Consider the following 12,188-nt stretch of genomic DNA (forward strand, 5'->3'; position numbering starts at 1 on the left):
CCGTATCCGTCCGTGGTTCACTCGACGCCCTTGGTCTGCGCCTCGTGGCCCTGCTGACGGGCGGTGGAGTTGCCCGTCATATAGCCGCTGCGCATCGACTCGTAGAGGTTGTTGCCGAGGACGCTGTTCCGGTCGACGTCATGACGCGTCATGAAGGCCCGCATGGGCGCCTCGGCGCTGTACTCGCCGCTCTGGAACGTCGCCTTGTTGTCGTCGTGCGTCTTGCCGTCGAGATCGTCCTTGTGCTGCTCCTTGGCCGTCTCCGACCATTCCCCGATGACCTGCCCTGCGGCCTGCTCCACGAGACCGGTACCGGTGTCCATGGCCAGGGGGACGACGACCGCCGCCGCACCTGCCGCAGCAGCCGTGGCGGGCAGGAAGGCAACACCGGCTGCGATGGCAGCCGTGGTGCCGAACTCGATCCAGGACGAGTTCTGCTCGTGCGCCCTCTCGTACAGCTCCTGCTTCCTGTCGTGGACTCCCTTGACCTGCTCCGCCCGTGACTCGTCGAGGATTCCCTGAACCTCGGCACCGGTACGGATCGCCGTCCGCGCCCGGCCCTCGTCGATCGCGCCGTCGTGCACCCCCTGGCTCTCCAGGACGCTCGCGGAGTAGACGCGTTCGGCGGTGGACACCGTGGCATAGGCGTCAGGATGCTGTCCCAAGGCGGCCAACAGGTCGCGGACACCGGCGCGCCCGAAGCTCGCGTGCGTTGCCCCCTCGGATCGTGGGGCGAAGAGGCTCCGCTGGTCGTTCTCGTTCAGCGCCCAGTTGACGTCGTCGACGTAGCCTGCGGTCATATTTCCCAAGCTGTCCGCGAGGACCTCCTGGCGCATGAGCAGTCCGGCGTCGCCGCCGTACTTCAGCGCTACAGCCTCCATGACGTGCGCCCCCGTCTCGGTGCGGTGGAGCTCCGGCTTGGGGTCGTCCCAGGCGTGGCCGAGAGTGGCCGCTTCCAAAGCGTGTCCCAGGGCGTCGGGCATGTAGTTCCCGACCTTTTTCAGGTCGTCTGGGTTCATGCCCTCCATGTCGATGGTGGGGTGGTACTTCTCGTTGGCGAAGAAGTCGAGGTAGCTGGCGATCGGTTTTCCCTTGGCGTCCTTGCCGAGGTTGGCGTCGCCCGCGTGCAGCGTCCCGTCTTCGTTGTACGAGGGAAGGTGCTCGCGCTTCGGGTCGAAGAACTGGGCCGACGCCTCCGGGCTGTGGCCCAGGGCCTCCAGGAAGCTGACCACCGGGTCGTAGCCCGCGCCGTTGATGCCGGAGGGGTTCAGCATGTTCTTGCCGTAGCCGTTGAGCTGGCGGGTTCCGGTGAAGAAGTCCGGGTTCTTGGCGTGGATCTGCGTCGCGTGCTCGGCGATCGGGACCAGGAACTTCGGGTCGTAGTTGCCGTAGCGCATGATCCCGCCGAGCAGCTGGTACCCGTACGGCGGGTTCTGGTCGTAGCGGGCCAGGGGGATCTGCTGGGTGCCCAGCTTGCGGAGCTCGGCCGCGTAGCTGTCGGGCAGGTGGGGTTCGGTGGTGGAGCGGGTGGCGGTGGCCAGGTTGAGGCCCAGGTTCTGCTGGAGTTCCTGGACGTCCTTCAGCCGCTGCTCGTCGAGCTTGCCGTACTCATAGGTGTCGGTCGCCATGGTGCCGAAGAACTGGAGCGCACCCTTGGGGCCGAGGTTCCCGTAGAAGGCGGTCGAGAACTCCGGGACCTTGGCGTTGTCGGCCAGCAGTTCGTTGAGTTCCGTGAGCTCGGCGTGCGAGAGGTTGCGGCCCTTCCGCGCGAGGTCGGTCGCGCGGCCGGCCTGTTCGGCGGCGAGGCTTGAGTACTTCGGGGCGCTGAAGTTGTGGTCCTCGGCGACGTTGGCGTTGAGGAGGCGGGCAAGGGACTGGTCGACGTCGTCGCAGGCGTCGATGAGGGCGTCGACCTTCGCCTGCCACTGCGCCTGGTTGGCTCGGAGGGACTGCTGGTAGTCGAGGTCGTGCCGAGCCGTGTTGCGGTCCGCGGCGGAGGCGAGGGGGACCGCGGTGACCTTGCCCTTCGCATCGACCTGGAAGCCCGCGGCGGGGGCCTCCTCCTCGGCGATCTTCTTCAGCTGGTCGCGGGAGGACTTGAAGGCGTCGTGGCCCTGGGTGAGCGCCTGATGGATGCCCTTGGCTTCCTTGGCCGCGTCCTGGAACTCCTTGGCCGTCTTGTCGACGAATGGCCGCGCCACGCCCGCGGTGACCCCGCTCCACTGGGCCTGGTCGGACTTGGCCTTCATCCCGCTGCGGGCGGCCTCGGCCAGCTCCTCCAGCTTGGCGGCCATCGCCTGCCAGTCGCGGATGGCGGTGGCGAGCTTGTCGATCGGGGCGTTGAGGACGTTCTCGTACGTCAGCACGGCCGCGCGCCTTTCCCTACTTGAGGTACTCGTCGATCTTGGAGGAGGTGAACTCGGCGTAGAGCTGCTGCTCTTCCTTGGCGTGGGAGGAGAGCGAGTAGTTGAGCCCGTTGGAGATCTGCGCGCAGGCGGCGACGAGGGTCTTGACCTGGCTCTCCCAGCGGCTGTTCGCCTTGGCGAGGGCGGCCCCGCTGGCGAAGCCCTCCCGCGAGAGCGCGCCGGCCGCCTCGCCGGAGGCGGTGGCGGCGTGCTTGCCGTCGGTCTGGAGGCGGGAGTGGAGCTTGTACGCCTCGCTGCCGACGGCTCCGATGTGGTCCTGGTTCAGCTCGAGGTCGGCGCCGGAGGCGGCTGGACCCTGGTTGAGCCTCATGGAGACGTTGGCGGCGGCGGTGGCTCGGGCGGCGGACCATTCCTCTTCGAAGGACATGGCGTGCACTCCACTCGTGTGTCGGTTCAGGTCAGCGCTTGGCCCGGCGTACGACGACCGCGGTGACGGCTCCACCGATAAGAACGCAGGCCCCGAGTCCGAGGGCGATCCAGGGCGAACCGCCACCGTCGGCCTTTTTTACCGCAGCTCGGGGCTGCGACGCAGGCGATGGCGTGATCTTTCCCCCGGGAGAGGGGGAGCCGGCAGCGGCGGCGGCGAGATCGGGGAGGGGGTAGACGTCCGGAGGACCGGGGTCGCCGGGGGTGGGCAGCGCGACCCGGGGGCGGACTACGCCGTAGCCGATGTAGTCGTTGCGCTCTACGCCGTCGACGGGCTTGCCGGCGGTGTTGAGGAGGACGCGGAGGACCTGGTTGTTGGTCCAGGTGGGGTGGGCGGACCAGAGGAGGGCGGCGGAGGCGGAGGTTAGGGCTGTGGCGTCGCTGGTGCCGCTGCTGGTGCATAGCCCCGTCTCGCGTGCACACGCTGTTACGAGGCCAACACCGGGGGCTGAGATGTCGACCTGCGGCCCATGCTGCGACACCTTTGCTGCAGCCCCATCCGCATCAACCGCTCCGACCCCCACCACTCCAGGCGTCGCGGCCGGATAGAGAACGGGATTCGTCGTATCGCCGTCATTGCCAACACCGGCGAAGATCAATTTCCCCTTAGAAAGCGCGTACTTCACAGCATCGAGCCGCCCAGGGTCGTCCTTGGGAGTCGCCATGGAGATATTTATGACCTTGGCGTCCGAATCGGCCGCGAACCGAATTGCGGCAGTCCACGACGGGCTTGCAGCATTGAACTCGTGCGGTACCCGAATGGGGAGAATCTTGGCTCCAGGGGCCAGGCCGAACGCGCCGTCACCGCTTGGATGCCTTCCTGAGCCAGCGATCAACGCCGCCATCGTGGTCCCGTGCTTGTCATAGTCAGTACGCTCGTCGCCCTTGTAGCCATCCAGGCCTGCCGCAAAATCCCTTCCCGGTAGAACCTGACCCTCTAGTTCCGGAATACGGTCGACGCCACTGTCAATGACAGCAACAGTGACCCCCTTACCGGTGCTGATCTTCCAAATATCGTCAGCCTTCATGGCATCTAGATGCCATTGCTGCTCTCGAATGGTCTGCGCATGTGCCGGAGTAGCAGCAACGCCGGCCAAAAGTACGCCCATCAGGGCAGAGGTCGCCTTGCACATGCGCATCTGCTGCATTGTCCGATCCGCTCAGTCGATCACTGGCGGCACAACACGACGGTCACCCTGCCAGGTCTCTTCGTCTTCAGTCAGGTAGTCCGGGCGATTGCCGTCCTGGCCTCCACGGCGACGGGGCGATGCCGGGGAGGCCGTGCCACCATGGCCCACGGCACCGACGCCCGCTCCATTGCGAACAAGGCCCGACCCTCCCTGGGTGAACGGCTGGCCACCAGCCGTGGCCTGACGGCCCCCGACAACGCCACCCGGTTCCATCGCTAGCCTCCGACCAGTGACCGGACTGCCTGAAGCGCCGTGCGCACCACCGAGGCCGCCACCCATCATGCCGGGCATCCCGCGGCTGCCACCCGCGTACGGGCCTTCAGCTCCGATGACCGTGCCTCGCGGAATATTGGCGCTGGGTCCACCTGTGGCGATCTGTCGGCCACCCACGATGCCTGTATCGCGCGGCGACGGAACCGGGATGCCACCCACCTTGCCGCCAATGCCACCTGGGGCCCGGGGCACGGTTAGCGAGCCGCCGCCCAACGATGGCGGTCCACCGATTGGGGGCAATGGCGGTGGCAGGATCAGGCCGTTGCTGGGAGGGTTCCCACCAGGCACGCTCGGGCCGGGCCCGACAGGCAGACCCGGGGTCGGAGGCAGAGTCTTGTCCGGAAGGGTCGCGACATGGTCAAGATCCACATTCACGCCACGGCCCGGGATGCCCTGCGGGGAGGGCGACGGCGGCGCAGACGCAGGTCGTCCCGCATCAGATGAGGTGTGAGACTGCGTCAACCCCGCATCCGCGGAAGGGCCGCCACCACTGGGCGATACCACGGCATGGGTCGAAACACCGGAACCAGAAGGCCCGGCTGCAGCGCCGTCCCCCCGAGGGCGGGAGATCTCCTCGAAATCGACGCCCTGCGGCGCGAACACCGCTGGCGGTGGCGGAAACGTAGGAGCCTCCGTGCGGCTCAGTTGGGTTGCCGAGGCGTCGTAGGACTGGGCCAGTTTCGTCAGTTGCTGGACCGCCTGTTCGTGGTCCGCCGTCAGTTTGGCGTGGGCCGTCTGGCCGATCTGCTGGGCGTCCGGGTCGTTGTGGGACTTGCGGGCCGCCTCCAGGTTGTCGGCCGCCCCCTTGTCGTACTTCGGGGTGTTGGCCTTGACCTCGACCATCGTCTGGGCGGCGTGCGTCATCCACGTGCTGCCCGCGTCGCTGTACTTGCCCAGGGTCAGCGTGGCGTTGCCCGCGCGGCTCACCCAGTCGTGGAAGGCGTGGGCCGCCTCGCCCTCCCAGCCCTTGACCTGGTGGTTCTTCAGGCTCTCGCCGATCTCGTTGAGCGCCTTCGCCGCGTCCGCCAGCTGCGTGGCGCGCGTCTTGACCGTCTCCGGGTCGAGGGAGGCGATCATCGCGAGCAACTGCTCGTGCGAGTAGCCGTCGAAGTTCGTCGTCGCCATCAGATCGTGCCCTTCGACGTGCTCGGAGTCGGGGTCGGGGTGGCCGGGGCGGAAGAGCCCTGGTGCTGCTTCTGGGCTTCCTTCTGCTGCTGGATGAGGGGGTCGCGGTCCTCTACGTACTCCTCCTTCGAGCGCCTGATGAGGGCCCGCATCCTCGCCTGCGTGTCCTCGTCGACTCCGGCATAGCCCTTGCCCGCCGTCTGGATGGCGATGCCGAGCGCCTCGATCTGCCCGGCCAGGCCCTGCGACAGCTTCTGGAGCTCGCTGTGGACCGTGTCGTACGCCTTGAACAGGGACTCCGCCTCCGCGAAGCCCGTGCCGAGGGTGCCGGCGGGGAGGGAGCCGTGGGCGAGTTTGCCGGCGTCCGCCTCGGAGCCGTCCAGCTTCTTCAGCAGGGCGTCGACCCGCTTCTTGGCGTCGGTCAGCGACTCGTACTCGACTTCGAGCGCCTTCGCCTGGCGCATCACCGCGTCCGCCACACCTCCGGCGATGTTGCCGCCGCCCAGCAGTCCCGGCGTGGTTTCGCCTGCCACGATGGCCTCCCCCACTTCCCGTCCCCGTCCGCACCCGTCCGCGCGCGTGCGTCCCCCCTGTCACCCGCCACTCTAACGACCGGCACTGACGGCAAGGTGGGGCAGACCGCTACGAGTTGGGCACCGCCACCGCCGCGGATGGCCGGATCGGGATCCTGTTCACCGGCCGCCCCGTCGCCGCGCGCACCGCCGAGGCCACCGCCGCCGGGGTCGTCACCACCGGGACCGCGCTCGCGGCCTTCGCACCGAACGGGGCCACCACGTCCCGTTCCTCCACCAGCCGGACGATCCGCACCGCCGGGGCGTCCAGGGACGTCGGCAGGGCGTAGCCCGTCAGGTCGGGGTGGCGGACCAGGCCGGCGACCGAGCGGAGGTTCTCCGTCAGGGCCGCGCCGACGCCCTGGGTGACGCCCGCTTCGATACGGGCCTCCAGCTGGCGGGGGTTGAGGACGCGGCCCACGTCCTGCGCGACGGCCAGCTCCACCACCCGGACCGTGCCGAGTTCGATGTCCACGTCGACCACCGCGCGGACCGCGCAGAAGGCCAGGCCCACGAAGGCGTCGCCCTGGCCGTGGTCGTCCAGCGGCTCGGTGGGGTGCGGGCGGCACTGGGCCGTCGCCCAGAGCTCCTTGCCCTCTATGGCTTCCGCCACCGAGAGGGAGAAGGCGCCGTCGTACGACGTGATCCGGCCGTCCTGGATCTGGAGGAGTTCGGTGGACATACCGAGCTTGTGGGCCATCGGCTGGAGGAGCTGCGTGCGGACCATCTTCGCGGCCCGCTCGACGGCCCCGCCCGAGACCCAGGTGTGGCGGCCGTGGGCGGAGGGGCCCGCGGGCGGCTGGTCGGTGTCCACGGGGGCGCAGGTCACCTCGTCGATGCCCAGCACCTCCTGGACGATCTGGCGGGCGAGGGTGGCGAAGCCCTGGCCGGTGTCGACGGCCGCGCAGATGACAGTGGCGGTGCCGCCGACCACCTTCACGGTGGCGGTGGACACCTCGTCGGCGCCCTCCGCGCCGAGCATGTGGACCATACCCACGCCGTAGCCGACGCCGCGCCGCACCGCACCGGGCTCGCCCGCGCCCTCGGGGCCGCCGGGCAGCAGCCAGTCCTCCTCCGGGGTGTCCTTGGGGAGGGAGGGAAGGGGGAAGTCGCGGACCGAACGGAGGAGTTCGGCCACCGGCGCCGGGCAGGTGACGGTCTGGCCGGTGGGCAGGAGGTCGCCGGTGGCGAGGACGTTGCGCAGGCGCAGTTCCGCGCCGTCGATGCCAAGGGCGGCCGCGAGTTTGTCCATCTGGCCCTCGTAGGCCGCGCAGACCTGCATGGCGCCCTCGCCGCGCACGTGGCCGGAGGGCGGGTTGTTCGTGCGGACCGCCCAGCCCTCCACGAAAGCGTGCGGGACCACGTACGGGCCGCACGCGAAGGCCACGGCCGCCGCGAGGGATTCCGCGGAGGCGTCGGCGTAGGCGCCGGCGTCCATCAGGATCTGCGCCTCGACCTTGACCAGCCGGCCCTCGGCGTCCGCGTGGTGGCGGTAGCGCAGCAGGGTGGGGTGGCGGTGGGCGTGGCCGAGGAAGGACTCCTCGCGGGTGGCGGCCAGTTTGACCGGGCAGCCGGTGCGCAGGGCGAGGAGGCCGAGCGGGAGCTGGAAGGCGGGGTCCTCGCGGTCGGCGGTGGCGCCGGGGACGCCGGTGACGACGACGCGGACGCGGTCCGGGTCGAGGCCGAAGCAGGCGGCGGCGAGGTCGCGGTCGGTGTGCGGGTCGGTGGAGGCGGTGTAGATCTCGACGCCGCCGTCGGGGCGGGGCACGGCGAGGCCGGCCTCGGCGCCGATGGGGGCCGGGTCCTGGCGGCCGATGCGGTAGAGGCCCTCGACGACCACCTCGCCCGTGGCGTCCGGGTCGCCGTAGCGCAGCGGGATGTGCCGGATCAGGTTGCCGTCCGGGTGGAGCGGGGCGGCGCCGAAGGACTGCTCGGGGTCGGTGACGGCGTCGAGGAGCTCGTACTCGACGGCGATGGCGGCGGCCGCGAGGCGGGCCGTGTCGGGGTGGTCGGCGGCCACGGCGGCGATGGGCTCGCCGTGGTGGCGCACGACGTCGTGGGCGAAGACCGGCCGGTCGGCGATGCGGCGGCCGTGGGTGGTGGCGCCGGGGACGTCGGCGTGGGTGATGACGGCCCGCACGCCGGGCATCTCGACGGCGGCCGAGGTGTCGATGGAACGGATACGGGCGTGGGCGTGCGGGGAGCGCAGCACGGCGGCCCACAGCAGGCCCTCGGCCCACAGGTCGGCGGCGTAGGGGTAGGTGCCCTCGGTCTTGGCACGGGTGTCCGCCGAGGGGACGGAGGCTCCGATTCCGCGCGCGGGGCGCTGGTCGCCCGTGCCGCCGCCGTCACCGTCGCCGTCGGCGCCGCCGTTGAGCGTCGCCATGGTCATGGTGGTGGTCGTGGTGGTCGTGGTCGTCGCCGTGGCCGCGTCCTGCCCGCTCACGCCATGCCTCCGTTGTGGTGGATCCCGTCGAATCCGCTGCTGCTGCTGGTGCCGTGGGTGGGGCCGTGGGCGCCGTCGAACCCGTGCGGGCCGGGGGCAGCGCCGCCGGCCGCGCCCGGGGTGCCCGGGATGCCGAGGGCGCCCGTCGTGTCGAGCGCGTCGAACGCGTCGAAGCCGCCGGCGTGGGCCACGCCGGACGGGTCGAAGCCGTTGCCGCCGAAGGTCCCGTCCGCGCCCGGGGCCGGCTCGAACGCGGCCGACGCGTCGAAGCCGTTGCCGCCCAGCGTGCCGCCGGGGCCGCCGGGGCCGCCCGGGCCGCCGGCTACGGCCTCGAAGCCGCCCGGTACCTCGAAGCCGTTGCCGCCCAGTGTCCCGTTCGGGCCGGGAACGCCCGCGTCGAAGCCGCCGGACGCCTCGAACACGGCGGAGGCGTCGAAGCCGTTGCCGCCGAACGTCCCGTCGGGGCCCGGGGCCGGGACGTCGAAGCCGTGCACGCCGCCCTGGCCCGGCGGCGCCTGGTGCGGGATGAGCGCTTCCGCCGGGGCCTGCGCTCCCGCTTCCGCGGCCTGCGACGCGGTGGCCTCGCGCTCCGCGATGACCTCGCGGACCGCCTCGATGACGCCCTTGTAGCCGGAGCAGCGGCAGAGGTTGCCGCACAGCGCCTGGCGGGTCTCCAGCTCGCTGGGGGCGTGGTTGCCCTCCAGCAGGTCATGGATGGTCATGGCCATGCCGGGCACGCAGAACCCGCACTGCACCCCGCCCGACCTGCACAACGCCTGCTGCACGTCCGAGAGTTCCCCGCCCTGGGCCAGGCCCTCGACCGTGCGGACCTCGGAGCCGGCCGCGGTGGCCGCCGGGACCAGGCAGGAGGCGACGAGCCGCCCGTCGACCTGCACCGCGCACGCCCCGCACTCGCCCTGGGAGCAGCCGTCCTTGGCGCCGGCCAGGCCGAGCCGCTCGCGCAGCACGTAGAGCAGGGACTCGCCGATCCAGGCGCCGGTGACGGGCCGGTCGGCGCCGTTGACGCGCAGGACGTACGACGCGGAAGGGTGCTCGTGATGGGCGACGGCGGGCTGCCGTTCCTCCTCGTACGACGCCTCCCCGAGCGGGAACTCCCCGGTGTCGTGCCCGGCCGGGGCCGGCACGGCGCTGTCGGCGGTGTCCTCACCCGGCGCGGGCGCGGCCTCCGCTCCGGCGGGGGCACCGGCCCCCTCCCCGAAGCCGTGCCCGTCCGTCCCGCCCGGTACCGGGGCGGGGGCGGACCCCTCCCCCGGTGCGGCGTCGGCGCCCTCGGCCTCCGCCGGCCGCGGCCGCTCGTCCCCCGCCGGGGGCTGCGCCGGGCCGTGGCCGTGCGAGGCCTCGATGTCCGGGGCGGCGTCCAGCACGGACTCGGGCTCCGGCCCGGCCTGGGGGTAGCCCTCGGGCAGCGGGGTCCCGACACCGGGACCGCCCAGCACCCTCGGCCCGCGCCCCGGCACCCCGGCCCCGGCCCCCTGCGGCCCCTGGCCACCGCCGCCCGGCAGCACCCCGGAGCTCAGCGGCATCTCGGCCGCGGCCGCCACGGCCTCCGCCCCCGGCCCGCCCGGCACCTCGGCCGCCGCCCAGGGGGCCTGGGCCCCGCCCGGCAGCGTCACCGGGGCCTGGCCCCAGCCACCGTCCGCCCCGCCGGCCCGGAACTCCCCGGTCCCGCCGGGCAGCTCACCGCCGCGCCCGGCACCGGCGCCGCTTCCGGCAGCCCGGCCGAGCCCGAAACCGTCGGGGCCGACACCGTCCCCACCGATACCGCCGACACCGTCGACGCCACCCCCACCACCGGCATCCGCACCCGCGCCGCCACCCGCAAGGTCGGCCGGCAGCGTCCAGTGCCCGGTGGCCGAGGACTCCTCGTCCTGGTGCAGCGCCTCCGGGAACTGCCATTCGGCCGTCGCCCCCGGGTCCACCCCGGCGTGCGGGCCGGCGTAGTGCTGCACGTGCCGCTGCTCCGCGAACCCCACGGGTTCCGCGCGCTCCGCGAACTGCGCGGGCTCCGCGAACTCCCCGGACTCCCCGTGCCCCGCATGCCCCGCGAAGCCCCCGGACTCCGCATGCCCCGCGGACTCCGCGTACTCCCCGTGCCCCGCGAACTCCGCGAACTCCCCGGGCTCCCCGTGCTGCGCCGTCCCGTGGGCCCCGGCGTGGGAGGCCAGCCGGGAGCCGGGCTGCGCCCGTCCGTCCTGGGCGGCGTCCGGCCGCGCGCCGCCGTGGAACTCCGCGTGCGCCTCGGGCTCGGCCGCCGCGAAGGCGGCCGCCACCGACGCCGGGAGCGGGATCGACGCGGGGATCGGCGCGCGGGACGGAGCCGCCGGCGCCGCGTCGGCGGCCTCGGCCTGCCCGGCCGCGCCGCCCGCCGCGGGCCACTGGGCCGGCATCGTCCAGGTGCCGGTGGCGCTGGGGTCCGTACTGCCGGACGAGCCCAGCGGCATGATCATCGGAGGCGGCACGAAGCCGTGCCCGGGCGCCGCGAGGGGCTCCCCGGTGTCGAGCGCGTCCAGCATGTCCTGCGGCAGCTGCACGAAGGCGGTGGCGTCGGAGTCGTAGTCGCCCCCGTGCGGCACCGGCTCCCAGCCCCAGCCGGCCCCTGCGGCCGCGCCCCCGGCGCCGCCGTTCCCCATGTTCTGCGCGTCCCCGCTCGTTCCGCTCACGTTCTCGTTCTCACTCATGAGGTCAGCGCCCTCCCCAGGGCCCTGCGCGCCAGCACGGCGACGGTGCGCCGCAGATGCAGTACTCCGGCGGAGACCTGCTGCCCCTGGTCGGGCACGCACGCCGCCGCGACGTACTCGCCGAAGGCCTCCAGGGCCTCCGGGGCCAGACTGCGGTCCCCGTCCCAGTCGATCAGCGAGGCCACCCACTGCTCGGCCTCCAGCGGCCGCAGCGGCATCGGGGCCACCGCGCCGATCGCACACCGCACGCCCCGGCGCGCGGGGTCCAGCACGAGCCCCACGGAGGCCACCGCGCGCCCCGGTCCCGTCCGCCCCGTGGCCTTCAGGAACACCTGGGGGGCGTGCAGCAGCGGCACCCGCACGAAACCGATCAGCTCGCCGGGACGCAGCATCTCCCGCCCGGCGAGCAGGTGGGAGACGGGGATCTCGCGCTGCGAGCCGCCGGGGCCGACGATGACCAGCACCGCCTCCAGCGCGGCCAGCACGGGCAGTGCGTCACCGGTCGGCGCGGCCGTCGCGATGTTGCCGCCCAGGGTGCCGGCGTTGCGGATCTGCGGCGGGCCGGCCGCACGCGCGGCCGTGGCCAGCGCCGGGATCAGAGCGGCGAAATCCGGCCGTCCCATCCGGGCGTGGGTCAGACCGGCGCCGAGCAGGGCGTGCCCGTCCTGGTACTGCCAGCCGCGGATCTCGTTGATCCGCCCGAGGCCCACCAGCGCGGCGGGCCGCAGCAGTCCGGCGTTGACCGCCGCCATGAGGTCGGTGCCACCGGCCACCGGGACGGCCGCGGGCATGGCGGCGAGCGCCGCGACGGCCTCGTCGAGCGAGGCCGGCAGCATCACGGACTGCGCCGCCTGCCCCGGCGCCGAATGCGGGGTGTGCGGCCCCTGAGCCGAATGCGGTGTGTGCGGTGCGTGCGTGGTCAACCCAGCTGCCCCTTCCCGATGTCCCGGTCCTGGCGCTCACGCCTGTCCGCCGTACGGTACGTGCTCACCGCCGGGACGTGGCAACTCTGGCACATCTTCGGGACCGCC

Annotated in this window: 8 protein-coding genes; all 8 read right to left on the reverse strand. The window is 72.5% G+C overall.

Annotation, left to right across the window (positions count from 1 at the left end):
* Positions 1 to 17: 17 nt before the first annotated feature.
* The 8 genes from B4U46_RS13765 to B4U46_RS13800 all read right to left on the reverse strand — a co-directional run bounded on the left by B4U46_RS13765 (position 18) and on the right by B4U46_RS13800 (position 12,080).
* Positions 18 to 2,366 carry a hypothetical protein gene (locus B4U46_RS13765; RefSeq protein WP_079427370.1) on the reverse strand — a complete coding sequence of 783 codons (2,349 nt, stop codon included), beginning with the start codon at positions 2,364 to 2,366 and terminating at the stop codon, positions 18 to 20.
* A gap of 16 nt (positions 2,367 to 2,382) precedes the next feature.
* On the reverse strand, positions 2,383 to 2,793 hold the full coding sequence (locus B4U46_RS13770) for a hypothetical protein (RefSeq protein WP_079427371.1): 411 nt from the start codon (positions 2,791 to 2,793) through the stop codon (positions 2,383 to 2,385).
* Between the two features lie 31 nt (positions 2,794 to 2,824).
* Entirely contained in the window at positions 2,825 to 4,000 is a 1,176-nt protein-coding gene (gene mycP, locus B4U46_RS13775; protein ID WP_079427373.1) for a type VII secretion-associated serine protease mycosin, read from the reverse strand.
* Between the two features lie 12 nt (positions 4,001 to 4,012).
* Positions 4,013 to 5,440, reverse strand: a complete 1,428-nt coding sequence (locus B4U46_RS37375) for a WXG100 family type VII secretion target (protein ID WP_123995674.1) — start codon at positions 5,438 to 5,440, stop codon at positions 4,013 to 4,015.
* Positions 5,440 to 5,973, reverse strand: coding sequence for a DUF2563 family protein (locus tag B4U46_RS13785; protein WP_237292853.1), 534 nt, complete (start codon positions 5,971 to 5,973; stop codon positions 5,440 to 5,442). The genes B4U46_RS37375 and B4U46_RS13785 overlap by 1 nt, the downstream gene beginning before the upstream one ends.
* A gap of 109 nt (positions 5,974 to 6,082) precedes the next feature.
* Positions 6,083 to 8,458, reverse strand: coding sequence for a xanthine dehydrogenase family protein molybdopterin-binding subunit (locus B4U46_RS13790; RefSeq protein WP_167747585.1), 2,376 nt, complete (start codon positions 8,456 to 8,458; stop codon positions 6,083 to 6,085).
* Complete coding sequence (locus tag B4U46_RS36505) at positions 8,455 to 11,157, reverse strand: 2Fe-2S iron-sulfur cluster-binding protein (RefSeq protein WP_261340944.1); 2,703 nt, start codon at positions 11,155 to 11,157, stop codon at positions 8,455 to 8,457. The genes B4U46_RS13790 and B4U46_RS36505 overlap by 4 nt, the downstream gene beginning before the upstream one ends.
* Positions 11,154 to 12,080 (reverse strand): FAD binding domain-containing protein, encoded by a 927-nt coding sequence (locus B4U46_RS13800; RefSeq protein WP_079427376.1) that lies wholly within the window; start codon positions 12,078 to 12,080, stop codon positions 11,154 to 11,156. Before B4U46_RS13800 ends, B4U46_RS36505 begins: the two co-directional genes overlap by 4 nt.
* Positions 12,081 to 12,188 lie beyond the last annotated feature (108 nt).

The organism is Streptomyces katrae (assembly GCF_002028425.1).
In the GTDB taxonomy this organism is placed as follows: Bacteria; Actinomycetota; Actinomycetes; order Streptomycetales; family Streptomycetaceae; genus Streptomyces; species Streptomyces katrae_A.

Coding starts and splice junctions, on each gene's coding strand:
- B4U46_RS37375 (WP_123995674.1), bottom strand. CDS start 5,440: ATGGCGACGACGAACTTCGACGGCTACTCGCACGAGCAGTTGCTCGCG.
- B4U46_RS36505 (WP_261340944.1), bottom strand. CDS start 11,157: ATGAGTGAGAACGAGAACGTGAGCGGAACGAGCGGGGACGCGCAGAAC.
- mycP (WP_079427373.1), bottom strand. CDS start 4,000: ATGCAGCAGATGCGCATGTGCAAGGCGACCTCTGCCCTGATGGGCGTA.
- B4U46_RS13770 (WP_079427371.1), bottom strand. CDS start 2,793: ATGTCCTTCGAAGAGGAATGGTCCGCCGCCCGAGCCACCGCCGCCGCC.